The sequence below is a fragment of the Mesorhizobium sp. WSM4842 genome (genome assembly GCF_055901575.1).
Genome location: NZ_CM148372.1, coordinates 3,149,632 through 3,176,187 on the forward strand (window position 1 = coordinate 3,149,632; position 26,556 = coordinate 3,176,187).

27 protein-coding genes and 1 pseudogene are annotated in these 26,556 nt (G+C 62.5%); 13 read left to right on the forward strand and 15 right to left on the reverse strand.

Annotated elements, in window-relative coordinates:
- The first annotated feature begins 1,495 nt into the window (after positions 1-1,495).
- Positions 1,496-2,527 (forward strand): hypothetical protein, encoded by a 1,032-nt coding sequence (locus AC0NIE_RS15165; RefSeq protein WP_473485572.1) that lies wholly within the window; start codon positions 1,496-1,498, stop codon positions 2,525-2,527.
- Positions 2,528-3,681: 1,154 nt separating this feature from the next.
- On the forward strand, positions 3,682-3,972 hold the full coding sequence (locus AC0NIE_RS15170) for an FCD domain-containing protein (protein WP_473485573.1): 291 nt from the start codon (positions 3,682-3,684) through the stop codon (positions 3,970-3,972).
- Between the two features lie 153 nt (positions 3,973-4,125).
- Here AC0NIE_RS15170 and AC0NIE_RS15175 read toward each other — a convergent pair whose 3' ends face one another.
- Positions 4,126-4,311: a hypothetical protein gene (locus AC0NIE_RS15175; protein WP_473485574.1), complete on the reverse strand. Its 186-nt coding sequence runs from the start codon at positions 4,309-4,311 to the stop codon at positions 4,126-4,128.
- A gap of 300 nt (positions 4,312-4,611) precedes the next feature.
- Here AC0NIE_RS15175 and AC0NIE_RS15180 point away from each other — a divergent pair, with 300 nt between their 5' ends.
- Positions 4,612-5,046, forward strand: coding sequence for a hypothetical protein (locus tag AC0NIE_RS15180; RefSeq protein WP_082982175.1), 435 nt, complete (start codon positions 4,612-4,614; stop codon positions 5,044-5,046).
- A 197-nt stretch (positions 5,047-5,243) separates the two neighbouring features.
- On the opposite strand, the gene AC0NIE_RS15185 is transcribed toward AC0NIE_RS15180, so the two are convergent.
- Positions 5,244-6,950, reverse strand: a complete 1,707-nt coding sequence (locus AC0NIE_RS15185) for an HAD-IIB family hydrolase (RefSeq protein ID WP_473485575.1) — start codon at positions 6,948-6,950, stop codon at positions 5,244-5,246.
- Between the two features lie 236 nt (positions 6,951-7,186).
- Positions 7,187-7,471, reverse strand: coding sequence for an acylphosphatase (locus tag AC0NIE_RS15190; RefSeq protein ID WP_473485576.1), 285 nt, complete (start codon positions 7,469-7,471; stop codon positions 7,187-7,189).
- A gap of 205 nt (positions 7,472-7,676) precedes the next feature.
- Here AC0NIE_RS15190 and AC0NIE_RS15195 point away from each other — a divergent pair, with 205 nt between their 5' ends.
- Both AC0NIE_RS15195 and AC0NIE_RS15200 read left to right on the forward strand, forming a co-directional pair.
- Complete coding sequence (locus tag AC0NIE_RS15195) at positions 7,677-8,489, forward strand: nucleotidyltransferase family protein (protein WP_473485577.1); 813 nt, start codon at positions 7,677-7,679, stop codon at positions 8,487-8,489.
- Positions 8,482-9,234 (forward strand): metallophosphoesterase family protein, encoded by a 753-nt coding sequence (locus AC0NIE_RS15200; RefSeq protein ID WP_473485578.1) that lies wholly within the window; start codon positions 8,482-8,484, stop codon positions 9,232-9,234. The genes AC0NIE_RS15195 and AC0NIE_RS15200 overlap by 8 nt, the downstream gene beginning before the upstream one ends.
- 119 nt (positions 9,235-9,353) lie before the next feature.
- Here AC0NIE_RS15200 and AC0NIE_RS15205 read toward each other — a convergent pair whose 3' ends face one another.
- Together AC0NIE_RS15205 and AC0NIE_RS15210 are read right to left on the reverse strand one after the other, a co-directional pair.
- The gene (locus AC0NIE_RS15205) at positions 9,354-10,544 is read right to left on the reverse strand and encodes an NADH-quinone oxidoreductase subunit D (protein ID WP_473485579.1); all 1,191 of its coding nucleotides are present in this window, start codon (positions 10,542-10,544) and stop codon (positions 9,354-9,356) included.
- Positions 10,545-10,631: 87 nt separating this feature from the next.
- Positions 10,632-11,069 (reverse strand): hypothetical protein, encoded by a 438-nt coding sequence (locus AC0NIE_RS15210; protein ID WP_473485580.1) that lies wholly within the window; start codon positions 11,067-11,069, stop codon positions 10,632-10,634.
- Between the two features lie 235 nt (positions 11,070-11,304).
- Between AC0NIE_RS15210 and AC0NIE_RS15215 the strand changes: the two genes are divergently transcribed.
- Complete coding sequence (locus AC0NIE_RS15215) at positions 11,305-11,742, forward strand: CBS domain-containing protein (protein ID WP_473485581.1); 438 nt, start codon at positions 11,305-11,307, stop codon at positions 11,740-11,742.
- A gap of 194 nt (positions 11,743-11,936) precedes the next feature.
- Here AC0NIE_RS15215 and AC0NIE_RS15220 read toward each other — a convergent pair whose 3' ends face one another.
- The 4 genes from AC0NIE_RS15220 to AC0NIE_RS15235 form a co-directional block, all read right to left on the reverse strand.
- Positions 11,937-12,296 carry a YybH family protein gene (locus AC0NIE_RS15220; protein ID WP_473485582.1) on the reverse strand — a complete coding sequence of 120 codons (360 nt, stop codon included), beginning with the start codon at positions 12,294-12,296 and terminating at the stop codon, positions 11,937-11,939.
- A 115-nt stretch (positions 12,297-12,411) separates the two neighbouring features.
- Positions 12,412-12,636: a hypothetical protein gene (locus AC0NIE_RS15225; RefSeq protein WP_473485583.1), complete on the reverse strand. Its 225-nt coding sequence runs from the start codon at positions 12,634-12,636 to the stop codon at positions 12,412-12,414.
- Positions 12,637-12,752: 116 nt separating this feature from the next.
- Positions 12,753-13,874, reverse strand: coding sequence for an NAD(P)/FAD-dependent oxidoreductase (locus AC0NIE_RS15230; protein WP_473485584.1), 1,122 nt, complete (start codon positions 13,872-13,874; stop codon positions 12,753-12,755).
- 2 nt (positions 13,875-13,876) lie between these two features.
- The gene (locus AC0NIE_RS15235; RefSeq protein ID WP_473485585.1) at positions 13,877-14,002 is read right to left on the reverse strand and encodes a hypothetical protein; all 126 of its coding nucleotides are present in this window, start codon (positions 14,000-14,002) and stop codon (positions 13,877-13,879) included.
- 144 nt (positions 14,003-14,146) lie between these two features.
- Between AC0NIE_RS15235 and AC0NIE_RS15240 the strand changes: the two genes are divergently transcribed.
- On the forward strand, positions 14,147-15,529 hold the full coding sequence (locus AC0NIE_RS15240) for an aspartate aminotransferase family protein (RefSeq protein ID WP_473485586.1): 1,383 nt from the start codon (positions 14,147-14,149) through the stop codon (positions 15,527-15,529).
- On the opposite strand, the gene AC0NIE_RS15245 is transcribed toward AC0NIE_RS15240, so the two are convergent.
- A complete protein-coding gene (locus AC0NIE_RS15245; RefSeq protein ID WP_473485587.1) occupies positions 15,498-15,740 on the reverse strand; it encodes a hypothetical protein in 243 nt (80 codons plus the stop codon). The genes AC0NIE_RS15240 and AC0NIE_RS15245 overlap by 32 nt on opposite strands.
- 204 nt (positions 15,741-15,944) lie before the next feature.
- Between AC0NIE_RS15245 and AC0NIE_RS15250 the strand changes: the two genes are divergently transcribed.
- Positions 15,945-16,553 (forward strand): YkoF family thiamine/hydroxymethylpyrimidine-binding protein, encoded by a 609-nt coding sequence (locus AC0NIE_RS15250; RefSeq protein ID WP_473485588.1) that lies wholly within the window; start codon positions 15,945-15,947, stop codon positions 16,551-16,553.
- 9 nt (positions 16,554-16,562) lie between these two features.
- On the opposite strand, the pseudogene AC0NIE_RS15255 reads toward AC0NIE_RS15250, so the two are convergent.
- A pseudogene (locus AC0NIE_RS15255) lies at positions 16,563-16,858 on the reverse strand (zinc-binding dehydrogenase); the annotation flags it as partial.
- Positions 16,859-16,969: 111 nt separating this feature from the next.
- Between AC0NIE_RS15255 and AC0NIE_RS15260 the strand changes: the two are divergent.
- Positions 16,970-17,617, forward strand: coding sequence for an MBL fold metallo-hydrolase (locus tag AC0NIE_RS15260; RefSeq protein WP_473485589.1), 648 nt, complete (start codon positions 16,970-16,972; stop codon positions 17,615-17,617).
- Positions 17,618-17,678: 61 nt separating this feature from the next.
- On the forward strand, positions 17,679-17,942 hold the full coding sequence (locus AC0NIE_RS15265; RefSeq protein WP_473485590.1) for a hypothetical protein: 264 nt from the start codon (positions 17,679-17,681) through the stop codon (positions 17,940-17,942).
- Positions 17,943-18,056: 114 nt separating this feature from the next.
- On the opposite strand, the gene AC0NIE_RS15270 is transcribed toward AC0NIE_RS15265, so the two are convergent.
- The 4 genes from AC0NIE_RS15270 to AC0NIE_RS15285 form a co-directional block, all read right to left on the reverse strand.
- Positions 18,057-19,166, reverse strand: a complete 1,110-nt coding sequence (locus AC0NIE_RS15270; RefSeq protein ID WP_473485591.1) for an alcohol dehydrogenase family protein — start codon at positions 19,164-19,166, stop codon at positions 18,057-18,059.
- A 9-nt stretch (positions 19,167-19,175) separates the two neighbouring features.
- The gene (locus tag AC0NIE_RS15275) at positions 19,176-20,555 is read right to left on the reverse strand and encodes an aminotransferase (protein WP_473485592.1); all 1,380 of its coding nucleotides are present in this window, start codon (positions 20,553-20,555) and stop codon (positions 19,176-19,178) included.
- Positions 20,556-20,738: 183 nt separating this feature from the next.
- A complete protein-coding gene (locus AC0NIE_RS15280) occupies positions 20,739-22,232 on the reverse strand; it encodes an NAD-dependent succinate-semialdehyde dehydrogenase (RefSeq protein WP_473485593.1) in 1,494 nt (497 codons plus the stop codon).
- Between the two features lie 331 nt (positions 22,233-22,563).
- Positions 22,564-23,055, reverse strand: a complete 492-nt coding sequence (locus AC0NIE_RS15285) for an Lrp/AsnC family transcriptional regulator (protein ID WP_473485594.1) — start codon at positions 23,053-23,055, stop codon at positions 22,564-22,566.
- 83 nt (positions 23,056-23,138) lie between these two features.
- Here AC0NIE_RS15285 and ehuR point away from each other — a divergent pair, with 83 nt between their 5' ends.
- The 3 genes from ehuR to ehuB all read left to right on the forward strand — a co-directional run bounded on the left by ehuR (position 23,139) and on the right by ehuB (position 26,377).
- The gene (ehuR, locus tag AC0NIE_RS15290) at positions 23,139-24,524 is read left to right on the forward strand and encodes a MocR-like ectoine utilization transcription factor EhuR (protein WP_473485595.1); all 1,386 of its coding nucleotides are present in this window, start codon (positions 23,139-23,141) and stop codon (positions 24,522-24,524) included.
- A gap of 123 nt (positions 24,525-24,647) precedes the next feature.
- Positions 24,648-25,433 carry an ectoine/hydroxyectoine ABC transporter ATP-binding protein EhuA gene (gene ehuA / locus AC0NIE_RS15295; protein WP_095489141.1) on the forward strand — a complete coding sequence of 262 codons (786 nt, stop codon included), beginning with the start codon at positions 24,648-24,650 and terminating at the stop codon, positions 25,431-25,433.
- Positions 25,434-25,525: 92 nt separating this feature from the next.
- On the forward strand, positions 25,526-26,377 hold the full coding sequence (gene ehuB, locus AC0NIE_RS15300; RefSeq protein ID WP_023797848.1) for an ectoine/hydroxyectoine ABC transporter substrate-binding protein EhuB: 852 nt from the start codon (positions 25,526-25,528) through the stop codon (positions 26,375-26,377).
- Positions 26,378-26,556 lie beyond the last annotated feature (179 nt).

Below are 26,556 nucleotides of genomic sequence, written 5' to 3' on the forward strand. Positions count from 1 at the left end.
CCTAGCTTTGTGACTAGCTTAAAGCTCAGGCGGACCGTCCAGAACCGGAAATGGCGGAATGGTACGCACCGTGGGAGAACTTTCGGGACGTTGAGATGCAGAGGTGCAAGTCGGCTTTCAGAGCCTGTGTGCCCTTGGCGGGCGATAATCGGCGGCCACGGCATCTTCAGGTTTCGATTCAAACAAAAGTCATCTGCGCCGGCATGTCTATCAGCGCGCGACAGGCGCTCCGTCATGCAACAACAATTCGAGCACTGGAGGGATCTCGGAGCAAGTGTCGGAGGGACACTGCTCGAAGCAAGTGACAGCTTCGAAAGCGATCAAAGGCTTTAGCCAGCACCAAGACGAGGGGGCAAACACCGCTTCACGAACTTGAGAATACACCCAAGACCGCACAGGCACGGCAATGTCAAATCCTCTTGCCGAAATTTACGCAAACGACGCAGATCTCGCCATCCTGGGCGGGATAGCAACATTTGCCTCGGTGGGCCTCTATCTTGTGCTCCGGCGTATCCTTATCGCGGTGCAACGGCGTCGCCTCAAATCAGATGTGAGCCAAGGCGAATCTGATCCCCCCGATGAGGCATCTTGGGATTGGGAAAGCCCGGTCGACCTTGCAACCGAGCCTGCTTGTTCTTCTCAGGTTGCCACGCCCTCAGACACCGTAAACCTGGATATTCGGCATCAGGATGCCGATTGCCTTCGGTTCGGGGTGCGAATCGAGTATTTCGACGTGATCTCCGAAGCTTGCGAGAGCTCGTCTGTGGCCCAGACCAACGCTTTCGCTTCCGCGACGAACATAGCGCAATCCGTCCGACTTGCGACATCGATCAGGGAAATCGCTGGCTATGTTCAGAGGCAGGTGGCGGCTTATCTTGCCGCCCTAACTAGTCCAGTATTGAGGGCTCTGAGCCGTATGCCGACGCAACTCGCCCTCGCGGAGGATCCCGACCTCACCACAGCGACGGCCTCACCTCCTCGCGTTCGTAGGCCGATCGGTCTTGTACCCCGCTTTGGCGTCGCCGCAATCTGTCTGGCCGTGCCGCTTAGCTATGCGATGACGAGACAAAACTGGGTCGAAAGCGCCCCCGCCATTTCGCGGGTCCAGGGCAACGCCAATCCGGACCTTTCGCGACCCATCGAGCTTCCGGCGAGTGCTGCATTAGATGTGCGTGGGCCAGCCCAGGGAGACGAGCGCACGAGTGTCGAATTGCTCAGCCCGGATCTCACGGCTGCCCGGGCGCAAGTCGGAGCAGCTGCTGCTCAGGCAGCCGCAGCGAGGGAATTGGCCGGCCAGGAGCACCAGGCGGCGGAAGGCGAGCGCGCCAGGAGCGCCGCTCTGCAGCGAGCGCTGCTCGAGTCGCGCAAGGAGATCGACGCGCTGAGGACAAGCATGGCAGCCGCCGATAGCGTACGCCAGGAGCAATTGCGCAACGAGCTCGCGGCAGCCCGCACAGTTGACGCATTGCGGCGCATTGCGGGAGATACCCGCACGATGCTGCGCGAGGCCACCAACTATGTCTTTACGGAGATGCCCGCTGCTCATCTGGAGCGTCAGCGAGCCGGATGGGTGGCGCGCGATCTATCGCGAGCGCAGGCGCAAATTGAACAGCTTCAGGCCGAGGCCGCCGAGGATCGCGCCAAGGCCAAGGCTTCGCTGGCGCAAGCGAGCGGAATGCTCGACGACGAACGCCGGAAATCAGAGGACCTTCATGGCGACCTCGCCGAAGTGAAACGGTCCAATGCCGCGCTCATGGAGCGCGCTTACGCGGCTGAGCAGGGACGGACCGGTGCAGTCACAGCGAGAGAACGAGTGGAGCAGACCGCAGCCGAGACGGAGGGCGCGCTGGCTCGAGAACGCGCTGCAGCAGCGTCGATTCATGAGGAGCTGAAAAAAGCTCGCCTCGAGCGCGACGCGGCTGAACAGGAACGAGCCAGAGCAGTCTCAGCGAGAAAGCGTGCCGAGCAGACTGCAACCGAGACAGCGCAGGCTTTGGCGTTAGAACGCGCTGCAGCAGTCTCGACGCGAGAGGAGCTGAAAAAAACTCGCCTCGAGCGCGACGCGGCTGAGCAGGAACGAGCCAGAGCAGTCACAGCGAGAAAACGAGTGGAGCAGACTGCAACCGAGACGGCGCAGGCTCTGGCACGAGAACGCGCTGCGGCAGTCTCGACCCATGAGGACCTCGATAAAGCTCGCCTCGAACGCGACGCCGCCCGAGCACTTTTGGTAGGGGTCGCCAGGCTGAAGGAGGCTCTGGACAAGCAACGTGAAGTCACTGTTTCTCTTGCCCGCGACCTGGCCGCCGCGCGCGCGGACAATGACAGGCTCAGGGCTGAGCGTCGCAGCGCCCAGATTGAGCCGCCGCTGAAGCCGCGCGCTGGCCGCGCGGCAGCCGCTGCCGGCGGGTTGAAGGCTGTCAGCCAGAAGACTGCACGCAGCAAGATTCGCGCCCCGGCGCGGATTGCCCGGGTGCGTTCTCTCATACTTCCCTATCCCCTCAGGCCAAGACAAGCGACGTTGGAGTGATTTCCAAAACGACTGTGCGGTCCTCCTATCGAAGGCCCAGGGCCTTTGGGAGGCATTGCAGTCGCACCCTCTCACGACGCCGCGGATGATTCACCCGTTCGAATTCATCCTGCTCTCGTCGGCGAGGAGTTCTGCGCGATACGCTATGTCAGCCCGATCACGCTGCCTGTAGCGTTCAATTCGCATTTGATCGGCGCCTGGCGCGTCTCCACCTTGCCTTGCCGTCCATAGTCGATGCTGACCTCAACGGGAGCCGAGATCGTATCCGGGCTCAACCGACGTATGGAACCTGCGCTGCTGACGCGCACACTGGTCGCGCCAAACGGGGCGGCGGCCGACTCGATTGCATCATGGCAGGCGCGAACGATTTCATCCGGGACGCCCGGCAGCGCTTTGATTGGACTAACCGTCGATGGACTGTTGATGTCGCTGGGAGGCTGGAGGCTGGCCGGGAGGTCGAGCGACCGTCCGGCTCCTGCGGACCGGGCGACACTGACGGCAGTGGCGGCCGTAGTTGCCGCAACTGCTGCCGTTGCAGCGGTGCTGGTCCCATCGTCGTCCACCGGTGACCTACTGCTGGAGCCGCCAGGTCCTTTGTGCGCGCCGCCTTTGCGGCCTTCACCGTGATGGCTGCCAGCGCTATTGTCTCCGCCACCATGGTTGCCACCGCTATTGCCTCCGCCGCGCTCGCCGCCGGCGGCAGCTCCTGCGCAAGCTACCGCGATCGAGCAAACGAATGCGACATATGCCCAGCTGGATTCAGGGGATTGACGCACGACCACCTCCATAAAGTGCGTCGGTCGAACCGTCTTTCCGCGGCATGCAGTCAGGACGGCGCAACCGCCGCCGCCCCCAGGCAAACTCGCGACTAAGGCGCCCACGGGAGGTAACTAGGGGATGAATCCGGTGTATCAAGGACGCGGGTACGTGCTGGTGGCCTCGCACGGGACGCGAATTGACCGGACGGTCATAGTCGGGACCGCTCTCATGGATTGTCTCTCGATGACCATTCACCATCAAGAAGCCAGGTGCCATCGAACTCGGTGGTCCCGGCAGCCACATCGCACGATGCGATCACCGTCGTATGCGTGGCTCGCGCGCACGCAAGAACGGCGGCAAGCAAATCCCGATCCTTGCAAATCCCAGTTCTGGCCGTGGATGAGCCTGCCGTTCTCCGGATCAACGCATCCTTTCACGAAGGGCTTGCGGCCTGTTCCGGCAACCGGTTCCTGGCGGATGCGGTGCGCCAGCAGAACAATCTGCGCCGGTTGCAGGAATCGGCAGGTTTCGAGGAACTGCCGGCGGAACGCATCGAGCAGTCATACCGGGAACATCTGGCCATCCTCGATGCTGTCGAAGCGGGCGAGATCGAATGGGCCGAGGCGCTGCTGCGCCAGCATCTAAGGCAGGCCTCCGAGTTCGCTTCGCCGCAGCGCTCGATCTGATGCCTGCGACGGTGAGCATCATTCCATCATCATTCCACGCCGCCCGAGCGCCACGCGCTCGATGGCCGCGCAATGCGCCGACACCGGCCTCCATGAAGAATTGGGCGATCTAGAGCGAGCGTCCCGCCGATCGCTTCACACCAATCCGCTCCGTCAAATGCCGGGATCGGATCTTTTAGGACCGATTTTCAGCGGCGCATCATTTTCATCCGGATTGGGGACGGGAGCTTCGTCGGGAAGTCTGTCCGGGTCCGGCTCACGCACCGGCTTCGGTTCAGGAAGCGGCGGTGGCGTGGGCGCCGGAGTGGGGGTTGGTTCGGGAGTGGGAAGAATGGCCATGGTGCGATTTCCTTCCTCGCTGCACTCTGCCTTGGCGGGTCACCGACGTCGGCCGGGATTCTAACGCCACCCGTTTCGACCGATTTCGCTCTACGGGCTGGTGCACGCAGAACGACCACGTGTGCCTATGGTTCCGATGGCAACCTCCGATGATCCCGCAGGCGTCAGGCACTCGTGGCAGGACGGCGCCGTCAGAAAAGTGATCGAATGGTACGCGCATGAGGGCCTTGTCGGCGTCGTGTAGCGCCATAATTTGCATTTCAGGGTGGGACGAACTCACCTGTTGAATAGGAGGCGGCCGTGAAGCACCAAACACTTGACCAACTGCATACCGTTGCCGACGTTCACGCTGAAGCAACAGACCTAGTAGCGACCCGAAGCCAGCGTCTCGAACGTTGGGCGAAACTGCTGGAGAAAAATCCCGATCGGCGTCTCGAAGCGTTGACGGGCACCGAATACAAGTCCCCTGAGATACGCGAAAAGATGCGTTATAACGACTCGCCTCTCACGGTTGCCTTCGAGGACCCGATCTTTCGCGCACAAGGCTTGAGAGACGACACCTACGGTGAAGCCAGGCGCTTCTTCGAACTGACCGACTGGCAGTTGCACGAAATCGTCTGCCATTGCCATGTCGGCGCCACGATACGAGCGCGATGGGCTGCCTCCCGCGTCCGTGCGGCAATGTCCGAGAGGTTCGGCTTCTTCGCCTGGCTGCGAGGAACATTCATGCATTGACGCAGCATTGACGCTACGGGCATTGAAGCTACCGGCATTCACGCTAGGGGCCGGCATGTTCAGTTGATGGAGGCGGCGAAGCGATTTCCACGCCTCGCATCAGTGGTCGTTGATGTGCGGATATGCCGTTCGGCGGCGATCCGCCATCGGCGAAGCTCGACACAATCGGCCTCGATACCACAGGGCATGGGCGGATTTCAGTCGGCGGGCGCGGTGTAGCGGCGATGGACCGCTTCCGCGATGGCGGCGCGGCTTCTATGCGGATCGAGACTATCATCATCCTCGATGACAGCCGCTTCCTCCGCAAGTCCCTGGTCCTTGACCTGGTCGCGGAACCAGGCCGAATAGTCGCCCGCGCGCAAGTGATGCTCCCAGGTGCGGTCGTCGATCCCCTCGGCGATATGGAGGAACATCATGAGATTTTGCGCTTTCAGGTTGAGCTTGCCGTCCGCGCCGCGGAAATAGAAACTGTTGTCGCCAAGATCGCCCTCGGCATACTTCCGAATATGGCGCTTGCGTTCCTGCCGGGGACGCTCGATTGAGATCGGTCTTGCGGGATCGGCTGTCGACCGGTTCCAATACAAGACCTTGTTTTCCGGTGGCGGCACGACGCCGTGCGGTACGCGCTCGCCAATTGCGGCACAGAAGCTTTCAACAACCTTGTCGGCTTCCGGGCCAAGAGCCAGCACCGTGTCGACACCTGCCAGCACATCCCGCGAAACCAGATCGGGATGTACTGTGACCAGAATGGTCGCCGAAAGGCTTTTTGGAAGCGCAAAGGATGTGCCATCGCGCGCGTGCGGCAACAGGTGGTGTGCCTCGTCGATGATCAGCCAGTGCGGGCGTCCGGTGCGGGCGCGAAGCGCGGCAAGCTCCGGCAGCAGCTTGGCGAAGGCGTTTGGCCGCTCCGCAGTCTTGATCCCGAGCATGTTGACGGCGACATTGTTGGACGGCTTGGACAAGAGGTCGAAGATTTCGCGCGAGCTCGGCGGGCTTTTGGCGTCGCCAACCACCAGCACGTCCTGCAGGTCCTCGTAGTCGCCCTCCGGGTCGAGCACGCAAAACTGAAAGCCTTGCTCGACGAATCGTTCGGTCAGTGCGGTGGCGAGGGTGGATTTTCCGATCCCCGACGTGCCGGTCAGCAGGACACTGCCGCCGCGCGGTGAAAGGTGCATCACTGTGCCCGATCCGTCGTCCGCGCCAATTTCGATGCGTTGCCGTGCTGTGTCCAGCAAGGCGGCGTCATGCGAGATCAGGCCCTCGATCAACTCCCTCACGCCCGCGCCGCGGGCACCATTCGTCACGTGGCCCGCCGTCTCCCTTACCTTCGGCAGTGCATTGGCAACTGCAACTCCGAAACCGACGGCGCGCAGAAAGGCATGGTCGTTCTCCGCATCACCGATGCCGACGACATTGTGGGCGGACAACTCCATATCCTCAAGGGCAGCCGCAAGACCGGTCGCCTTATTGACCCCGCTTGGCAGCACCATGACGGCGCCCTTGTTGAAGATGATCTCCAGCTCCAGGCCAAGCTCCTTGATCACTTCCAGCACGATGGTCTCGTTAGGTTCCCTGGTGGCGACGACGGAACGTCCCATCGACAGGGGCGCGATCTTGAGCATCATCAGCCTGTCGACGAATTCCGCCGGCGGGGCAGGCGCCAGGATGCGCTCCTCCTTCGAAGCCGGCGTGTAGACGAGCGCGCCGTTTTCGGCGACGACCTTGTCGAAAATGCCAAGCTCCGGGAAAACGCTTTCGAGGTCGGCAAGCTCGCGACCGGTCACCATTATCAACTTGCGGCCGGTTTCCTTCAACCGCTCGAGCGCAGTACGCGTCGTATCGGAAACGATCCCGTTTTCCGCGAGTGTGCCGTCGTAGTCAGTGGCTAGTGCAAGAGCATACATCGAACTGTCGTCGGCAGTCCGAAAGCCGACCCGAGATGCTTTCTCGCCGAAACTGAACGGAAAGCCATCTGCTCGGGTGACTTCCATAGGCCGAATCCCGTCATTGTTTGTCATGCCCGCCCGCATCGGTTCCAACGGCGCTGGCTGTCGATTGTTCCCGACGGCGCAAGGCAAGAGTCGCGTAGGCCTGGCTTTTTGGTGAGCAATCGGGTTTTCCCAAAGCCGATATCCGCTTGCTAGCCGATGATCCTGAATCCGTTCGGCTCCGGGCCGGGGTCGACATCTTGGGATGTCACGCGGGACACCGAGGCTCCGGTCGGCCCTTTCCAGAACCGGTTCATCATCGTCGAAACCGCGCCTTCGGCCCCGACGATCAGTGCCGTTACCGATCCGTCATCCTCATTGCGAACCCATCCGGACAGACCGAGCCTCTCGGCCTCGGTCCGTGTCCACACGCGAAAAGAGACGCCTTGCACCCTTCCACTGAGCCTGACACGTACCGCCTTGCGCTCGTCCTCCATGGTCACCTCCGTGCTGGTGGTTTTCTCATACCTTCAACTCCTCGGCGGCGAAAAAGGCTCCGCCATCGCATTTTTAACGGATTTGGCGGCCTGGCCGTCCGATGGAGGTGTCCGGCTGCATGATATCGACAACGGAACCATGCGGCGGCGGCTTTGTTAAGGACGGACAGTTGCAGATTTGCTGGGGTTTTGGAGCCACGGTTTCATGACCAATGATTCTACACCGGAAGGCGCCATCCCGGCATCCGTTCCGACGATCAATGCAAAAGCGGCGCCGACGCTTCGCCACGCCGAAGCAGAGGTCTTCTACACCGAGGCGATCCGCGAACTCGCCGCGACGGATATCCCCTTTCTTGTTGCCGGCACCTATGCGGTGAGCGCCTACACAGGCGTCACGCGCCAGACGAAGGACCTCGACATTTTTTGCAAGGCCGGCGACTACGCCCGCATTCTCGCGCATTTCAAGCAGGCCGGCTATGCGGTCGAGATCGTGGACGACCGATGGCTTGGAAAGGTTTTCAAAGGCACGCATTTTTTTGACGTCATATTCGCTTCTGCCAATGGCACCATGCCGGTCGGCGACCAGTGGCTGGAGCATGCACGACAATTCGAGCTGCTGGGCAGTCAGGTGCGGATCGTAGGTCCGACCGAGCTTATCTGGTCCAAATGCTTCATCCAGGACAGACGCCGCCACGACGGCGCCGACATCGCTCATACCATCCTCAAGGCGCAGGATCAGATCGACTGGCATAGGCTGCTTTCCTACCTCGAAGTTCACTGGGAGGTGCTGTTGATGCAGCTTCTGAATTTCCGATGGATCTATCCGAGCGAGCGCGATCATGTTCCCGCCTGGCTGCTCGACGAATTGCTTGACCGTCTCGCCAAGCAGAGGGAGTTGCCTACCCCCCGGATGAAGATCTGCCGCGGACGACTGCTTTCGCCGACCGACTACGAAATCGACGTCAAGGAATGGGGCTTTGCCGGCGTCGGCGGAACAGGAGAATTTCGCGATGGCTGAGAAGGGCGGAACTGCCACGGCAAGGACCGAGAGAAACCGCACAGTCAAGATTGCGGCCGTCGGCGACCTGCATGTGCGGGAAGACGGCCAGGCCTCCTGCCGTGATCTCTTCGGCGAGGTCTCGCGCGAAGCGGACGTCCTCGTGCTCACTGGCGACCTCACCAATCTCGGCAAGCCCCGAGAGGCCGAAATCCTTGCAGAGGATTTGCGCGCCTGCTCCATCCCGGTCGTCGCCGTGCTCGGCAACCATGACTATGAATCCGGCGCGGTCGAGGACGTCGCCCACATCCTTCGGCAGGCAGGCGTCCATCTTCTCGACGGCCAGACAACGGAAATCAAGGAGGTCGGCTTTGTCGGCGTGAAGGGTTTCATCGGCGGTTTTGGATCACGCATGCTCGGCTCGTTCGGCGAGCCGGCGATCAAGGCGATGGTCGCCGAAAGCGTCAGCGAGTCGATGCGGCTCGAAAACGCGATGCGGCAGGTTCGCACCAACCGTACGCTCGTCGTCCTGCACTACGCTCCGGTGGTCGAGACGGTCGTTGGCGAGCCGCTGGAGATTTTTCCGTTCCTCGGCTCGTCGCGGCTGGCTGAGACGATCGATCGGTTCAAGGTCAGCGCCGTCGTGCATGGCCACGCGCATCGCGGCGTCTATGAAGGTCGCACGCCCGGTGGTGCCCCGGTATACAACGTCGCCATGCACGTGGCGAAGCCGACCGGCCGTCCCTACGCCCTGCTCGAAATCTGAAACACCCCGCGCGTGGTTAGAGCGGGACACGTTTAAGTTGAACCAGGCATGCCGCTCTATCTGTTTGCTTTAGCCGCATTTCTGCGACGCCAAGAGATTCCACTTGGCTGCAAAATGCGCTAGCGATCGATCTCGCCGAACACGATATCGAGCGACCCGATGATCGCGGCGACATCGGCGATCATGTGCCCGCGCGACAGAAAATCCATCGCCTGCAGATGGGCAAAGGACGGCGCGCGGATCTTGCATCGATAGGGAGTATTGCTGCCGTTCGAAACCAGGTAGACGCCGAACTCGCCCTTCGGCGCCTCCACGGCGGCATAGACTTCTCCAGCGGGCACGCGAATACCCTCCGTGTAGAGTTTGAAATGGTGGATGGTCGCTTCCATCGAGCGTTTCATCGTCGCCCGCGGCGGTGGCGTGATTTTGTGGTTTGGAATTGCCACTGGCCCTTGGCCTTCGGGCGATCGCAATTTTTCCAGGCATTGCTTCATGATCCGCACCGACTGGCGCATTTCCTCCATGCGGACGAGGTAGCGGTCATAGCAGTCGCCATGCTTGCCAATGGGAATGTCGAAGTCCATCTCGGGGTAGCATTCATATGGCTGCGCCTTGCGCAAATCCCATGCTGCGCCCGACCCGCGCAGCATGGGGCCGGAGAAGCCCCAGGCCCAGGCGTCATCGGGGCCGATCACGCCGACATCGACATTGCGCTGCTTGAAGATGCGGTTGCCGGTGAGCAATTCATCGAGATTGTCGCAGACCTTGAGGAACGGATCGCAGAAATTCCAGATGTCGTCCAGGAGCTTCTCAGGCAGGTCCTGGTGCACGCCGCCGACCCTGAAATAATTCGCATGCATGCGGGCGCCGGAGGCGCGCTCGTAGAACACCATCAGCTTCTCGCGCTCGGCGAAACCCCAGAGCGGCGGGGTCAGCGCGCCGATATCCATCGCCTGTGTCGTGACGTTGAGGAGATGCGACAAGAGCCGGCCGATTTCGCAAAAGAGCACACGGATAAGTTGTCCGCGCCTCGGGACTGATATTTCGAGCAGCTTCTCGGCGGCGAGGCAGAACGCATGCTCCTGGTTCATCGGCGCGACATAGTCGAGCCGGTCGAAATAGGGCAGGGCCTGCAGATAGTTCTTGTACTCGATGAGTTTTTCCGTGCCGCGGTGGAGCAGGCCGATATGGGGATCGGCGCGGTCGACGATCTCGCCGTCCAGTTCCAGCACCAGCCGCAGGACGCCGTGAGCTGAGGGATGCTGCGGCCCGAAGTTGAGGGTGAAGTTGCGAACTGCGGCTTCGACCATCACGGTGCTCCGCTGTACTGGGTCTTCATGGCCGAAGCGGCGTGCTTCGGTCCGTCACGCCCGGACCGCCGATCAGGTCCCCGCCGATCATGTTGTTGTCTGGATGATCAGCGTCAGCATGCCGTCGCCATCGACGTTGGCGGCAACAACCTGCGAGGAATCCAGTCCGCTCGCCGCCAGCGCCGTTGCTGCCTGCGGCGACGCATCGATCGAGCTCTGCAGGGTAAGCAGATCTTCAACGCTGGTCTGGGTGATCACGGCCTCGGCTTGTGTCTTGAGTTCCGGCGGCAAATCCTCGAGGGCGACAATCGCAATGCCAGTAAAATTCTGGTCGGTGAAACCTTGATCCGGCAGGGCTTGGTCAGGCAGGGCCTGGTCAGGCGTTTGGTTAGGCAAGCTTGGATCGGGCAGGGCTTCCGGGGCCGGGGGCGCGATTTGGGGAAGCTGCGGGCCGGTGGACTGCGCGTGGATAGGCTGCGCCAGGGCCAATCCCGAAAGGGCGGCAATTGTCGTCAATATGCGCATGATCGTTCCTTCCGTTTTCCGTTTTGCTCGGGGAGGATCACTTGGTGACCACACAACCATCGTGCCGGATTATGGTTCCCGGTCCGTCACGGATAAGGCCCGTCGCAGAGCTATCCCGTCGCGCCTGCCCGCTGCGCGTGGTCGAAAAATGGAACAATTTCTAAAGGCGTTCATTGTCCCCTGATCACACCTTCATCACAGGATCGGCGGGGCGCTGCACCTCGAGGAGAAAGCTATGAGAATCAGCGAGTGCATGACACGGAATGTTCAGGTCGCCAGTCCGGACCAGTCCCTGCGGGATGCCGCACGAGCCATGGCCGATCTTGACGCCGGTGTTCTGCCCGTCGGTGAGAATGACCGGCTGGTCGGCATGATCACAGACCGCGACATTGCCGTTCGCGGCATCGCGGAGGGCAGAGGTCCTGACGCCAAGATCAGGGACGTGATGAGCGCGGAGGTACAGTGCTGCTTTGACGACCAGGAAGTCGGTGATGTCCTTCAGAATATGCGCGATCTCAAACTGCGACGAATGCCGGTGATCAGCCGCGACCGGCGGTTGGTTGGCATTGTCTCGCTCGGCGATCTCGCCACGAATGGCGAGCCGGCCTGGGCCGGCGAAGCGCTGGGCGGCATTTCGCAGCCGGGCGGCGACCATTCGCAGACGGCGCATTGATGCATCATCATTGAGTTTGAAGTTCCTGCTCCATCGACGGCATCGAAGGCAGGAACTTCGAACTCCAGACATGCGCTGGGCCGACGCTAGCTAGTGCGGGATGCGTTCAAATCGAACTGAGCATCCCGCTCTATCTATTTGTTTTAGCCGCATTTCTGCGACGCCAAGTGGATTTCACTTGGCTGCAAAATGCTTTACGCAACCGAGAATCGATCGATGACCCATAGCCAAGTTCCGTCGTCTTGGCGGCGGGCGACCTCGGCGGTTACGGTGCCATCGGGAAGACGGGTTGACGTGAGTGCCAAGTCTCCGCTGATAACAGCCGGGGACTGATTTCCGGCAGCAAATTTTCGGCCCGTTGCGGTGATGTCGGCGAAGAGTGCCCGGATCGCTTCGCGGCCACGCGTCAGTCGGCCTTCACCGCTGTCGACGACGGCATGCGGCTCAAAAAGCGCGGCCATGCCGTCGATGTCTCCGGCCCACTGCCGGGAGATCAGCAGGCGCTCCAAATCCTGGGGATCACGCGCCGGTTCGCGGCCTGTTTCATCGGTCATTGCGAGACTCCTCCGACGCTCGGTACCAAAGCGTTCGATCCTCGGTCAAGTTTCGTTGCAAGACGAGCTGTCGAAGCGCCGCCATGGCCGATCGCGAGGTAGCGCAGCTTGGCGATCATCCTCCCCGGCCGGTATAACAGTCTGCAACAGCGCCATTCGGCGGCGCTTGCGCGGCGCCGGTGCTGCGGCTGTCGTTGAGGAAGTCGGCGATCCTTGCCGCCGACTTCGCCGAGGCGAAGGTGAGCAGCCGGTCGTGATGGACGACGGGCTCGCCGGTCTCATTGTCCCAGATCTCGAACCGGCAGCTTGGGTTCGGCATGGCTTCGAAACGGTTCTTCATATCGATGGTCCCGGTGATCGACGGACCAAGGTTCCGCGACCCCGGCTTACGGATGGCTTACGGGCATTTTGGATTATGCTTTTGGCAGCGGGCACGCTCGCGCGGGTCGCCCTCGGCTAGCTGACTTTCGGCGCGAGGCGCTGCGCGACATGGTCGGCGATCGCCAGGCTTGACGTAAGGCCGGGACTCTCGATGCCGAACAGATTGACCAGGCCCTCCACACCATGCACCGCCGCATCCTGGATGACGAAGTCGGCATTGGCTTCGCCGGGACCGGAGAGCTTCGGCCGGATGCCGCTATAGGCCGGCTGCAGGCTGCCATCGGCCAGGTCCGGCCAGTATTTGCGGATCTCGTCGTAGAAGCGCTCGCCACGCGTTGGATCGACGCGATAGTCGAGTTGATCCGTCCATTCGACGTCAGGTCCGAAGCGGGCGACGCCGTCGAGGTCGAGCGTCAGATGGACGCCGAGCCCGCCGGGTTCGGGCACGGGATAGACCAGCCGCGAGAATGGCGCCCGGCCGGCGACCGAAAAATAATTGCCCTTGGCATAGCGAAGATCTGGCACGAATTGCCGGTCGAGCCCGTCAAGCGCGCCGGCAAGTGCTGTGGCGCCAAGCCCGGCGGCGTTGATGAAGCGCGTGGTGGCGATTTCAAAGCGCTCGCCGTTTGTGCTGTCGGCCGTGTCGAGCGCGATGCGCCCGCCCTCGATGCGGCCGCAGACGACGCGGGTGTTGAGGCTGAGCGCCGCCCCGTGCTCCTCCGCGTCGCCCAGCAGCGCAAGCATCAGGGCATGGCTGTCGACGATGCCGGTGGCGGGAGACAAAAGGGCCGCCGTGCACCGCAGCTTGGGCTCCAGCCTGCGCGCCTCTGCTGCGGTCAAGGGCGTCAAATCGCCCGCGCCGCAAGCAGAGGCGTTGGCCAGGATGGAAGCGAGCACCGGCTCCTGTTCGGCATCCGTGGCGACGATGAGCTTGCCGCAGCGCGCATGCGGCACCGCCCGCTCCTGGCAATAACGGTAGAGCTTTTCCCGGCCTGGCACGCAGAGCCGGGCCTTCAGGGATTCGGCCGGATAGTAGATGCCGGCATGGATGACCTCGGAATTGCGCGAACTGGTCCCGGTGCCGATGGCGTTCTCGGCCTCGAGGATCAGGGTATCCATGCCACGCCGCGCCATCTCTCGCGCGATCGCAAGGCCAATGACGCCGGCGCCGGCGACGATGCAGTCGACATGGTCCACGATCAGGCCACCTCAGCCTTGTTGTTGTGCCTGCTGGTGACCCGTTCGGGGATCAAGTCTTGGCGACGCGCACCGCCGGCTTGGCGCAGGTTCTCGCGTTCCGCAGCCTCGAACCTGAAATTCTGCATGTCTTCCGTCCATCCGCCAGCCCTTCCGAAATGGCTTGACACCCTTACAAGAAACGGATGCACCAAACAGCATTAATTCAGAGGCCGATGCGCGCGCCGAACGGCGGCAGGGCGCACGTCCCGGCATGCAGGACAGGAGCTATCATGGACGCTCGACCGAATTCTCCCGAAGCCCGCGACATCAGCTACCACTTGCACGGCTACACCAATGCCCGCAAGCATGAGGAAGCAGGGCCACTCGTCATCGAGAAGGGCGACGGCATCTATGTCGAGGATCTCGCCGGCAACCGCTATATCGAGGCGATGGCCGGGCTTTGGAGCGTCGCGGTCGGCTTTTCGGAAAAGCGGCTGGTCGATGCGGCGGTGCGCCAGATGTCCAAGCTGCCTTACTATCACGACTTCGGCTCCAAATCGCATTCGCCGCTGATCGATCTCGCCGAGAAGCTGGTGCAGATGGCGCCAGTGCCGATGAGCAAGGCGTATTTCACCAATTCCGGCTCCGAGGCCAACGATACGGCCATGAAGATGATCTGGTACCGGTCGAATGCGATCGGCCAGCCCGCACGCAAGAAGATCATCAGCCGCAATCGTGGCTATCACGGCGTCACCATTGCCGCTGCAAGCCTGACCGGCCTGCCCAACAACCACACTTCCTTCGACCTGCCGATTGCCAATGTGCTGCATACGGCGACGCCGCACCATTGGCGCGATGGGTTGCCAAATGAAAGCGAAGAGCAGTTTTCGAGCCGGCTTGCCGACGACTTGGAAAAGCTGATCCTGGCCGAGGGCCCGGAAACCATCGCCGCCTTCTTCGGCGAGCCGATCATGGGCGCCGGCGGCGTCATCGTGCCGCCGGCCTGCTATTGGGAGAAGATCCAGGCGGTCCTGTCGAAATACGACATCCTGCTCGTCGCCGACGAGGTCATCTGCGGTTTTGGCCGAACCGGCGAGATGTTCGGCTCGCAGACCTTCGGCATCAGGCCTGATATCATGGTGCTGTCGAAGCAGATTTCTTCGTCCTACCTGCCAATCTCGGCCTTGCTGATCAACGAAAAGGTTTTCGAGCCGATTGCCGACGAAAGCAATCGCATCGGCACCTTCGGCCACGGCTTCACCGGCGGCGGCCATCCCGTTGCGGCGGCAGTCGCGTTCGAGAACCTGAAGCTGATCGAGGAGCGCGACCTTGTCGGCAATGCGCGCAGGGTCGGCGCGCATATGCAGAAGCGGCTGCGCAGGCTCGAATCGCACCCGCTCGTCGGCGAGGTGCGCGGAGTCGGCCTGATCGCGGCGGTCGAACTGGTCGGCGACAAGGCGAACAAGACGCCGTGGGAGACGGCCGGCGCGCTGGGCGGGCTCGTCAACGGTTTCATGCAGCAGAACGGCGTGATATCCCGCAACATGGGCGACGCGCTGGCTTTCTGCCCGCCGCTGATCATCACCGAGCCACAGGTCGATGAGATGATCGACGCGTTCGAAAGATCGCTCGAAGCCGCGGTCAAGCAGATCCGGCAATTGGCGCGCGCGTAACGGCATGATCTCGAGCGACGCAATCGGCGTTATAAGAAAACTGCGAAAAACTTATAACGCCGCAGGGGAGGATCAGGAATCCTTGTTGCAGTCGTGCAGCCAAATCAGAATGGTCTTGCAGATAAACAAAGCCATCACGAAAAACGCCTCGTGAAAGCCGCCGCGTATTGAGCGTTGAAAGCCAGGTACGCTTTGAGCCTTGCTGCGGCATCCAATCTTCCGCAGGGGGAATCGGCAGCTTTGCCGGCGGCGCCACGATCGGCAATTGCCCCCGGATCGTACTTGAACATCCACCGCGCCGGTGCTACGTCCACCCAATCGACAGGGGCGCTCCGTATTGCCGGGGCTGAGATGGAAGGTGCCAAGCCTTCGGTCCTCAAGCTGATCTGGGTAATGCCAGCGGAGCGAGGCGACGATGTTTTCAGGTGCACAGATTTCCCTGTATCCGATGTGCGACGATTTCGTCGGCGTCATCCTCAAAGCACTTTCGGCGATGGATTCCTATCGGCCGAATTTCCGCATCGATACCGACGACATCTCGACGCTGATCGTTGGCCCGCCCGACCAGCTTTTCCCGGCCATGCGCGATCTGTTCGCATCGGCGGCGGCAAGTGGCGTGCATTGCGTGTTGTCGGCGACGGTGTCGCGCGGCTGCCCGGGCGAGCCCGACGATTCGATCTGCACACCGATTTCCGGCAGCGGTCACGAGCTGTCCCTGGCCGAGCGCATCGGCGCGGCGCGGTCGCATGTCGACGGTGCGAAAAAGCTCGGCCAAGAGGTCGCCGCGCAGTTCTCGCTCTATCCGCTCGGCGAGGGCCATCACATGGACGAGATCTACGGCTGCATCGACTTTCTCAAGATTTCGGGCGTCTTCGACAGGTCGAAGAATTTCTGCACCAAGCTGAGAGGCGACACCGGACCGGTGTTCGCGACGCTATCGGAAGCCTTCCTTCGCTTCGGCGCGCCGCAAGGCCATGTCGCGCTCGATTTTACCGTGTCGGCGAACAGCCCGAGCGCTTGTTAGTGTTGGTTGTCAACGGGTTGCAGCGAAATCCGAAACGGCATCCGGAACGACTACCAGCTTGCCGACAAAAGTCCTTGGCGATGAAATCCGCCTGGGCGCGGTGGAAATCGGAGAGCTTGTAGACACCGCCGACCGGCGGCCGGATCTTCTTCTCCTTGATGTAGCGGACGATACGGGGAAATCGTGTCGCGTGCCCCGGCTGGACCCGTGCAGCTGCAACTGCTTGGGACACATGTGCGCAGATCGAGCTGCACGACCGGGCCGGCAATCGCGCCGGCCGCCGTGTAGCGGCCTTCGGGGCGAAGGTTCGCGCGGTCGGGTGGTGTCTCAGTTTAACTTGCGGCTCACGACCCCAGCCGACCTTGTACAGTGCCGACCGCCGTTGATATGCTCGATCATTCAGTCAGCGGGGAAGGATGTTCGATATCTCGCGTCGCGACCTGACACTTGGCGCAGCCGGTGCTCATGCTGCGTTTGGACTCGACAAGCCGATCACGTTTGTCGACGCGGCCTGCGCTCAACAGGCCGTCGCTCAATCTTTCCGAAAATACAAGGTTGGCGACATTGAAGTCTTCTGTCTGATTGATGGCATGCGTGACGTTCCGCTGCGGGAGGGTATGGTCAGGAATGTCAGCGTCGAACAGGTCAAGGCGGCGTTGCGTGGTGCCGGTTTTCCCGACAATCAGGCGCCCCTGCGGTTTATCGTCATGGCGCTCAAGCTGCGCGATCAAGTGGTCCTGATCTACTCGGGTACAGGCGGTCATCCGATTTATGGTGAGGGGAATGGCCGGCTACTCGAGAGCATGGCCGCGGCGGGCCTTGACCCCAAGGCAGTCAAGACGATCCTGATCTCCCATCTCCACGGCGACCACATTTATGGCCTCATGAACAATGAGAGCAATGCGCAGGTCTTCCCGGATGCCGACATCGTGGTGCCCGCCGCGGAATTGAAATGGTGGACGCCGCCCGGGAGTCGATTCGATCGATCTCGGACCGACGCGCAAGGGCCTCGCCCAGCGCATCCAGGCTACGGTGGCTACGTGGAAAAACGTCAGGACCTTTGAGGGAGAACCAGAACTCCTGCCTGGCGTGCACGCCGTTCAGGCGCCCGGTCATAGCCCGGGAATGGTCGCCCATCTGCTTACCTCGGGCGGCAAACAGTTCCTGATCAGTGCTGACGTGGTCAATCTTGCGCCCCACATTTCAACAAATCCCGAGTGGCAGCTTGCTATCGACCAGGATCCGCAAATGGCTGTCGAAACGCGAAGGAAGATCTTCGATCGCGCAGTCGCCGACAAGCTCACCATTTCGGGTACTCACTGGTTGATGCCGAACGTCGGCACGCTGTCCAAGGATGGCAACAGCTACGTATTCGCGGCCGAGGGGTAATATCCCTGCCACACTACCCATTGCCAACTGCACGACGACGGCTGCCCGTAGCGGACGAACCGTTCGGCGTCAGACGTCGATCGCAGAACTAAGCGAGAGCGATAATCTTGGCTGTCAACGGGTTGCTGCGAGATCCGAAACGGCATCCGGAACGACCACCAGCTTGCCGACAAAGTCCTTGGCGATGAAATCCGCTTGGGCGCGGTGGAAATCGGAGAGCCTGTAGACACCGCCGACCAGCGGCCGGATTTTCTTGTCCTCGATGTAGCGGACGATGCGGCGGAAATCGTGCCGCGTGCCTTGGCTCGAACCATGCAGCTGCAACTGCTTGAGATACATGGTGCGCAGATCGAGCTGCACGACCGGGCCGGCAATCGCGCCGGCGGTGGTGTAGCGGCCTTCGGGCCGAAGGATGCGCAAGAGGTCATTGAAGATCGCACCGCCGACGAGGTCGGCAACCATGTCGATCGGCTGGCCGTCGGTCGCGTCGTTCACGGCAGCAGGCAGATCGGCGACGCCACGGGTGATCACTGCCTCGGCGCCGATGTCGAGCACCGCCTGTTCCTTGCCCTTGCCGACGACGGCATAGGGAATGGCGCAGCGCGCCCGCGCCAATTGCACGATGCCGGAGCCGACGCCGCCCGACGCGCCGGTGACCAGCACGCGCTCGCCGGCCTTCAATGCGGCGCGTTCCAGCATCTGTTCGCCGGTAAGGTAAGCGCAGCAGAAAGTGGCGAGTTCGACGTCAGTCAGGTCGGTAGCGACGACATGGGCATTTTCGGCCGGCACGGCCTGGTACTCGGCATAGCCGCCGTCGCGGCCGTGGCCCATATAGTCGATGTCGGCGAGTGAATCATCGTCGCGGTTGTAGATGGAAAAATCGACCATCACCCGCTCGCCGATGCGGGCCGAAGAAACACCATCGCCGACGGCAACGATGTTGCCGACGGTGTCGGTGCCCTGGATGCGCGGGAAAGTCAGCGTGTTGCCCTGACGCCGCCAGGTCGACACGGCGGCAGCATCTTCCTCCGTGCCGTAGGCGCCCTGTCGCACCCAGACATCGGTGTTGTTCATGCCGCAAGCGGTGACCTTGACCAGCACCTCGCCCGGGGCGGGCGAGGGCACTTTCACGTCGGTGCGATAGACAAGCTTTTCCGGTCCGCCGTGACCGGTCAGAAGCACGGCGGCCATGGTGGCGGGGAGGGGTTTGGTTATGGCATTCATGTCGGTTCTTCAGAGGTTCGCAAACACGCTCTTCACCGCATCCGCCGTCTTGGAGACGACGATGTCAGCCTCTTCGCGGGTGAGGCACAGCGGCGGCGCAAAGCCGAGAATGTCGCCCTGCGGCATGGCGCGGCCGATGACGCCGCGCTCGGCAAGGGCGGTCGCGACCTGCGGCCCGATTTTTTGCGAGGCATCGAAGAACACGCGATCGTCCCGGTCGGCGACGAATTCGATAGCCGCCAGCATTCCGTCACCGCGCACCTCGCCGACATTCTTGTGGCCGCCGACGGCTTTCGCCAGCTCGGCGCGGAAATAGGCGCCGGTCTCGCCGGCGTTGGTCACCAGGTCCATCTCGTCGATCAGTTCCAGATTGGCGACGCCGGCGGCAACGCAGATCGGATGCGCCGAATAGGTCCAGCCATGGCCTATGCTGCCGAGCTTGTCGGAACCCTGCACCAGCACCTGCCAGACCTTGTCCGAGACGATGACGCCCGACAGCGGCGCATAGGCCGAGGTCAGGCCCTTGGCGATGGTGATCAGGTCGGGCCTGATGCCGTAATGGTCGGAGCCGAACATGGTGCCCAGCCGGCCGAAGCCGGTAACGACTTCGTCGGCGACCAGCAGCACATCATATTTCTTCAGCACCGCCTGGATCTTTTCCCAGTAGAGAGCAGGCGGCGGCACGATGCCGCCGGTGCCGAGGATCGGCTCACCGATGAAGGCGGCGACCGTGTCCGGGCCCTCGGCCAGGATCATCTCCTCCAGCTTGTCGGCGCAGTGTTGGGAAAACTGTTCCTCGCTCAGCGAGCGGTCGGCGCGGCGGAAATAGTAGGGCGCCTCGGTGTGCAGGATCGGCGCGCGCGGCAGGTCGAAGGCGTTGTGGAACAGGTCGAGCCCAGTCAGCGACCCCGTCATGACGCCGGAGCCGTGATAGCCGCGCCAGCGCGAGATGATCTTCTTCTTCTCGGGACGGCCGAGCACGTTGTTGTAGTACCAGATCAGCTTGATGTTGGTTTCGTTGGCGTCGGAGCCGGAGAGGCCGAAATAGACCCTCGACATGCCTTGCGGCGCCCGGTCGATGATCATCTTGGAAAGCGTGATCGACGCCTCGGTGCCGTGGCCGACATAGGCGTGGTAGTAGGCCAGGTTCCTGGCTTGCGCGGCGATGGCGTCTGATATCTTCTGGCGGCCATAGCCGACATTGACGCAATAGAGGCCGGCGAAGGCATCGATGCTCTTGCGCCCGTTGTTGTCCCAGATGGTGACGCCTTCACCGCCGGCGATGACGCGGGTCGGCGATTCACCCCGTGCATGCGTGCCCATATGGGTCGAGGGATGGAAGAAGTGGTCGCGGTCCCAGGCGGCGAGTTCGTTGGACTGGTCGAGCATTTTTTTGACTCCTTAGAGAAAGATGGTCCCGACGCGGCCTAAGGTGTGTCGAGATTCAGGTCAGGCCGAGTCGAAAATGGTGGCTTCCGAGAACCGGAGCGGAGCGTACTTTTTCGTACGTGAGCACCGGAAGCGCAGGACGCCGCCATTTGCAGACCGGCATCACCTGAATGTCGATACACCTTACGCCACATCCAGGCAGAGATATCTAAGATCGGTAAAGGCTTCGAGCCCGTGGCGCGAGCCCTCGCGGCCGATGCCGGACTGTTTGACGCCGCCGAACGGGATCGGCGCGCCGGTGATCTTGACGCGGTTGATGGCGACCATACCGTAATCGAGCGTACGGCCCACGCGCAATTGGCGGCCGCCGTTCTCGGTGACGACATAGGCGACGAGCCCGTATTCGGAGGCGTTGGCGCGGGCGATGACCTCGTCTTCGCTGTCGAAGGGCGTCACGGCGGCGACCGGACCAAAAGTTTCCTCGCGCATGATCAGCGCGTCGTCGGTGACATCGGCGAGCAGGGTCGGCCGATAGAACAGCGGTCCTGCAGAATCGCGTTTGCCACCCGTGAGGCAGCGTGCGCCATGGGCGAGCGCATCGGCGACCTGTTCCTCGACCTTCTTGACGCCGCGCTCGTGCATCAACGGCCCAATATCAGTGTCATCAGCCAGGCCATTGCCTGTCCGCAGCGTCTCGATGCGTCTGGCGAAGGAGGCGCAGAAACGATCATAAATCGGGCGCTGGACATAGATGCGGTTGGCCGCGAGGCAATCCTGGCCGGAAGTGGCGAATTTGGCATCGATGGCGATGGTCACAGCCTTGTCGAGATCGGCGTCGGCAAAGACGATCAGCGGCGCATGGCCGCCAAGCTCCATCACCAGCCGCTTCATCGTCGGCGCACTTTGCGCGGCGATAAGCCTGCCGATCTCGGTCGAGCCGGTGAAGCTCATGGCCCGGACGCGAGCGTCTTCGCACATCCGCCCAACGATGGTCGAAGCCTTGCCGGTGAGAACGTTGAAGACGCCAGCCGGCAGGCCGGCGCGTTCGCCGAGTTCGGCCAGCGCCAGCGCCGACAGCGGCGTTTCCGAGGAAGGATGCGCCACGATCGTGCAGCCGGCGGCAAGGGCGGCCGCGGCCTTGCGGGTCAGCATGGCCGCGGGAAAATTCCATGGCGTGACGACGCCGACGACGCCAAGCGGTTCGCGCCGCACCATCATTTCGGCGTTCGGCAAATGGCTGGTGACGCTTTCGGCGTTGAGGCGTTTTGCCTCCTCGGCATACCACTCGACGAAGGAGGCGCCGTAGTCGATCTCGCCAAGCGCTTCCCTAAGCGGCTTGCCCTGTTCGAGCGTCATCAGCAGCGCCAGATCATCCTTGGCGGCGATGATCAGGTCGAACCATTTTCGCAGGATTCTTGCGCGTTCCTGCGGGAGCGCTGCGCGCCAGGCGGGAAAGGCGCGGGATGCCGCGTCGATCGCCTTGGTTGTCTGCCTGCTATCGAGCGCGGCAACCCAGGCAACGGTGGCGCCTGTAGCAGGGTCGGTCACCTCAAAACTCTCGGCGGCCTCACTCGCCGTCCAGTGGCCGTCGACATAGGCGAGTTCGCGCAGCAGCCGGCGGTCGGCGAGACGGTCAAGCGCTTCGTGGCGTTGTGGGCGGGCAAAATGCGCGGACATGTTCGAGGTCTCCCGGTTCGGAGTGGATAACGGGAAGACTAGTCGCGCGGCCCAGACAGAGAGGCTGTTTCTGCGCCCGCGCGTAGAGAGATCGTCTCTATTCATCTGCTCGGACAGACAATCTGTCCAGCTTTAGGCTGGGCTATCGCATTGGGGAAGTGCCCCCTCACCCGGATTGCCAACCGAATTGCAAAGGGCAATTCGGGGCAATCCGACCTCTCCCCGAGGGGAGAGGAGATCGCCAGCGCCGGCGCCAGCCTCTTCTCCCCGCCGGGGAGAAGGTGGCCGCGAAGCGGCCGGATGAGGGGGCTCTTTGTGATTTGCTCAGACCTCACGACTGTGCCGGCAGCAGGTCGGCCACCGACAAGACAATCTCCTCCTTCACCGTCTTGGTGACGATGTAGGTGAAATAGCGGTCGATGCCGATCTCGCGTTCGAGCAGGGCGTCGACCAACCGTTGGTAGGCGTCGATGTCGCGCGCCATCACTTTCAGCAGATAGTCGACGCCGCCGCCCACCGACCAGCAGGCGACGATTTCGGGGACGTCGCGGATGACGCGCTCGAAACGGTCGAAATCGGCCTGGCGGTGGCTGGCCAGCGTCACCTCCATCAGGACTGTTGCGACCGGCGCGACGGCGCGCATCGCAACCTTGGCGTGATAGCCGGAGACGATGCCGGCCTTTTCCAGCTTGCGCAGCCGCATCCAGCACGGCGTCGGCGACAGGCCAACCTTTTCGGCGAGCGCCAGCTTGGTGATGCGCCCGTCGCGCTGGACCGCGTCGAGGATTTTCAGGTCGATCTGATCGAGTTTCGGTGCGGCCATGAGCGTCCACTTTTTTGTCCCCGACACCATGACGGCGCATTATTTCGATTGTCAATTGCACTGATTTCGATCTCTAATATGTCATGACATTGTGGCGTCCAGATCCCGCGCTCATCCGGCGGCCGGCCTATCAATCGCTCGCCGACCAGTTCGCGCGCGCCATCCATGATGGGCGGCTGGCCAATGGCGCGCGGCTGCCGACGCATCGCCGGCTGGCCGACGAATTGGAGCTTTCGGTGCAGACAGTCAGCCGCGCCTATGAGGAACTGATCCGCCGGGGCCTGGTCTCCGGCGAGATCGGCCGCGGCAGCTTCGTGCAGACGCAGCGCCGCGAGCCGGAGCCGCCCTATCTGCCGGAACGCCTTGGCGAGGTCATCGACCTCTCGATCCTGAAGCCGGTCTGCGAGCCGATGCATCTGGAGCGGCTGAAGCAGGCGCTGGGCTGGCTTGCCGAAAACCTGCCGTCGAGTTCGGCGCTGTCGTTCAGACCGAACATGGTGTTCCCACGCCACCGCGCGGTGGCGGTCGAATGGCTGCGGCACTGCGGTCTCGACGTGTCCGCGCAGAATGTCAGCCTGACCAACGGCGCCACGGCCGGCATGACGGTGGCGCTGATGAGCGTGGCGCCGCCCGGTTCGACCGTCGCCACCGAGGCGATCGGCCACCACACGCTGATCCCGCTGGCGCGCTATCTCGGCTTCAACCTCGAGGGCCTGCCGATCGACGACAACGGCTTGATCCCGGAGGCGCTGGACGAGGCGTGCCGGCTTTCCGACATCCGCGCCGTGTTCGTGCAGCCCTCGGTGATTAACCCGACCGCAACGCTTATGGATGTCGCGCGGCGCGAGCAGATCGCTGTGGTGGCGCGCCGGCATGACATCGCCATCATCGAGAACGACGTGCTCGGCCCGCTGGTCGAGGGCCGTCCGCCGCCGATCGCCGCCTTCGCACCCGAGCGCACGCTCTACGTCACCTCCTTCACCAAGATCGTGGTGCCGGGCCTGCGCATCGGCTATCTCGCGGCACCCGACCGCTATGCCGCCGCCGTCGCCAACCGCCATCTCGTCTCCAACTGGATGGCGACGCCGCTGGTGGCCGAGATCGCGACAAAATGGGTGGCCGACGGCACGGCGATGGAGCTCGTCCGCTGGCAACGTTTAGCGCTGCGGCGACGGCAGGAGATCGCCGCCCAGGCGCTTGCCGGGGTCGACTATCGTGTCCATCGCGACGGATTGCATCTGTGGCTGCAGCTGCCCGGCGACCGCGCCGAGGAAAGCTTCGTCGCGCAGGCCCGCCTGCAGGGCGTGGCGATCGCACCAGGCACATCGTTCCGTATCTCGGCGGCGCCCTGGCAGCCAGCGGTTCGGATCTCGCTGGGCTCGACTACCGAAGGGGAACTGCGCGCCGGCCTGAGCGTTGTGACCAAACTTCTGCTCGGCGATCCGGAGCATCTCCTGCTGGCGATCTAGGCAGACATTGCCGCGAAATTGTGCGGAGCCAGAAACATTGTCATGAGATTATTTTCTGATTGACATGATTTGGCGCGTTCCGCATCGTTGAAGGCACCAAGCTTCTCCAGCACGGGGAATTCATTGTCCGCGCCCATCATCAAGATCGACGGCATTTCGAAAAGCTTCGGCACCTTCAAGGTGCTGGACGGCCTGTCGATGCAGGTCATGCCGCGCGAGAAGCTGGCGCTGATCGGCCCGTCCGGCTCGGGCAAGACGACGATCCTGCGCATCCTGATGACGCTGGAGCGGATCGACAGCGGCCACATCCAGATCGACGGCGAGCAGCTTTACCACATGGAGCGCAACGGCCAGTTGCTGGCCGCCGACGAACGGCATCTGGCAAGAATGCGCCAGAAGATCGGCATGGTCTTCCAGCTGTTCAACTTGTTTCCGCACAAGAGCGTCATCGACAACGTCACGCTGGCGCCGATCTTGACCAAGGGCATGCCGCGCGCCGCCGCCGAAAAACGGGCGATGGAACTGCTCGACATGGTCGGCATGGCCGACAAGGCCAAAGCGATGCCGGCGCAGCTTTCCGGCGGGCAGAAGCAGCGTGTGGCGATCGCCCGGGCACTGGCGCTGCAGCCCAGGATCATGCTGTTCGACGAGGTGACATCGGCGCTCGATCCGGAACTGGTCGAGGAGGTGCTGAATGTTTTGTGGCGGCTCTGCTCCGAGACCGACATGACCATGCTGCTCGTCACCCACGAAATGGGTTTTGCCCATGATTTCGCCGACCGGGTTTTGTTCTTCGACCGCGGCAAGATTGTCGAAGAAGGCAAGCCCGACGAGATTTTCCGCAATCCCAAGCAGGAGCGCACGCAAGGCTTCCTGAAGAAGATCATCGCGGCCGGACATCGCGTCTGACTGCCATGCCAAGGCGGCAACGCCGTCCTCAAGGGGCGGCGAAGCCGTCTCGACCAAAGCGAACCAAGAAGAGAAGCAAGGAGTTGGGAACAATGAAGAAACTTGGCATTCTGGCCGGCGTGGCCGGTGTTGCACTGACCGCGATTCTGGCCGCCTCGACCGCGGGATCGGCCGACGACAGCAAGCTCGAAGAGCTCAAGGCACAGGGCTTCGCCCGCGTCGCCATCGCCAATGAACCGCCCTATACGGCGGTAGCGGCCGACGGCAAGGTTTCGGGTGCGGCGCCCGACGTGGCGCGTGAAATCTTCAAGCGCCTCGGCGTCAACGACATCGTCGCCTCGATCTCGGAATATGGCGCCATGATCCCCGGCCTGCAGGCGGGCCGTTTCGACGTCGTCACCGCCGGCCTGTTCATGAAACCGGAGCGCTGCGCGGCGGTCGCTTATTCGGAGCCGGTGCTGTGCGACGCCGAGGCGATGCTGGTCAAGAAGGGCAACCCGAAGGGCTTCAAGAGCTATGAGGATGTCGCCAAGGATGCCACCGCGACGATCGGGGCGCCGGGCGGCGGCACCGAGGAGAAGCTGGCGCTCACTGCCGGCGTGCCGCGTGATCGCGTCATCGTCGTGCCGGACGGCCAGAGCGGCTTGAAGATGCTGCAGGACGGCCGCATCGACGCCTATTCGCTGCCGGTGCTGTCGATCAACGATCTGGTCAAGAAGGCCAACGATCCGAACCTCGAAGTCGTCGCCCCGGTGGTCGGCGCACCGGTCTATTGCGACGGCGCGGCCTTCAAGAAGGGCGACGAGGCGTTGCGCGACGCCTATGACGTCGAACTGGCCAAGCTGAAGGAGTCCGGCGAATTCGCCAAGATCATCGAGCCCTACGGCTTCTCGGCAGCAGCAGCGATGTCGACGAGCCGCGACAAGCTCTGCTCGGCGAAGTAGGGCCTTTTTCCTTCTCCCCGTTCACGGGGAGAAGGTGGCCCGAATGCATGTCGCCCAAAAGTGCGCAGCGGTTTTGGGATAACGACATGCACAAACAAGGCCGGATGAGGGGCTGCGCCAGTTCTGCCGGATTGGCTCTGCCCCTCATCTGCCTGCCGGCATCTTCTCCCCGTGGACGG

What these genes read in the sequence shown, in the direction of transcription:
- ehuR (WP_473485595.1), top strand. Translation starts at nt 23,139, where the DNA reads ATGACATTGTGGCGTCCAGATCCCGCGCTCATCCGGCGGCCGGCCTAT.
- AC0NIE_RS15185 (WP_473485575.1), bottom strand. Translation starts at nt 6,950, where the DNA reads ATGTATGCTCTTGCACTAGCCACTGACTACGACGGCACACTCGCGGAA.
- AC0NIE_RS15280 (WP_473485593.1), bottom strand. Translation starts at nt 22,232, where the DNA reads ATGTCCGCGCATTTTGCCCGCCCACAACGCCACGAAGCGCTTGACCGT.
- AC0NIE_RS15175 (WP_473485574.1), bottom strand. Translation starts at nt 4,311, where the DNA reads ATGGCCATTCTTCCCACTCCCGAACCAACCCCCACTCCGGCGCCCACG.
- AC0NIE_RS15270 (WP_473485591.1), bottom strand. Translation starts at nt 19,166, where the DNA reads ATGAATGCCATAACCAAACCCCTCCCCGCCACCATGGCCGCCGTGCTT.
- AC0NIE_RS15205 (WP_473485579.1), bottom strand. Translation starts at nt 10,544, where the DNA reads ATGGTCGAAGCCGCAGTTCGCAACTTCACCCTCAACTTCGGGCCGCAG.
- AC0NIE_RS15265 (WP_473485590.1), top strand. Translation starts at nt 17,679, where the DNA reads ATGGTCGCCCATCTGCTTACCTCGGGCGGCAAACAGTTCCTGATCAGT.
- ehuB (WP_023797848.1), top strand. Translation starts at nt 25,526, where the DNA reads ATGAAGAAACTTGGCATTCTGGCCGGCGTGGCCGGTGTTGCACTGACC.
- AC0NIE_RS15235 (WP_473485585.1), bottom strand. Translation starts at nt 14,002, where the DNA reads ATGCAGAATTTCAGGTTCGAGGCTGCGGAACGCGAGAACCTGCGCCAA.
- AC0NIE_RS15195 (WP_473485577.1), top strand. Translation starts at nt 7,677, where the DNA reads ATGACCAATGATTCTACACCGGAAGGCGCCATCCCGGCATCCGTTCCG.
- AC0NIE_RS15190 (WP_473485576.1), bottom strand. Translation starts at nt 7,471, where the DNA reads ATGGAGGACGAGCGCAAGGCGGTACGTGTCAGGCTCAGTGGAAGGGTG.
- AC0NIE_RS15245 (WP_473485587.1), bottom strand. Translation starts at nt 15,740, where the DNA reads ATGCCGCAGCAAGGCTCAAAGCGTACCTGGCTTTCAACGCTCAATACG.
- AC0NIE_RS15220 (WP_473485582.1), bottom strand. Translation starts at nt 12,296, where the DNA reads ATGACCGATGAAACAGGCCGCGAACCGGCGCGTGATCCCCAGGATTTG.
- AC0NIE_RS15225 (WP_473485583.1), bottom strand. Translation starts at nt 12,636, where the DNA reads ATGAAGAACCGTTTCGAAGCCATGCCGAACCCAAGCTGCCGGTTCGAG.
- AC0NIE_RS15215 (WP_473485581.1), top strand. Translation starts at nt 11,305, where the DNA reads ATGAGAATCAGCGAGTGCATGACACGGAATGTTCAGGTCGCCAGTCCG.
- AC0NIE_RS15240 (WP_473485586.1), top strand. Translation starts at nt 14,147, where the DNA reads ATGGACGCTCGACCGAATTCTCCCGAAGCCCGCGACATCAGCTACCAC.
- AC0NIE_RS15250 (WP_473485588.1), top strand. Translation starts at nt 15,945, where the DNA reads ATGTTTTCAGGTGCACAGATTTCCCTGTATCCGATGTGCGACGATTTC.
- AC0NIE_RS15275 (WP_473485592.1), bottom strand. Translation starts at nt 20,555, where the DNA reads ATGCTCGACCAGTCCAACGAACTCGCCGCCTGGGACCGCGACCACTTC.
- AC0NIE_RS15260 (WP_473485589.1), top strand. Translation starts at nt 16,970, where the DNA reads ATGTTCGATATCTCGCGTCGCGACCTGACACTTGGCGCAGCCGGTGCT.
- AC0NIE_RS15285 (WP_473485594.1), bottom strand. Translation starts at nt 23,055, where the DNA reads ATGGCCGCACCGAAACTCGATCAGATCGACCTGAAAATCCTCGACGCG.
- AC0NIE_RS15200 (WP_473485578.1), top strand. Translation starts at nt 8,482, where the DNA reads ATGGCTGAGAAGGGCGGAACTGCCACGGCAAGGACCGAGAGAAACCGC.
- AC0NIE_RS15165 (WP_473485572.1), top strand. Translation starts at nt 1,496, where the DNA reads ATGCTGCGCGAGGCCACCAACTATGTCTTTACGGAGATGCCCGCTGCT.
- AC0NIE_RS15210 (WP_473485580.1), bottom strand. Translation starts at nt 11,069, where the DNA reads ATGCGCATATTGACGACAATTGCCGCCCTTTCGGGATTGGCCCTGGCG.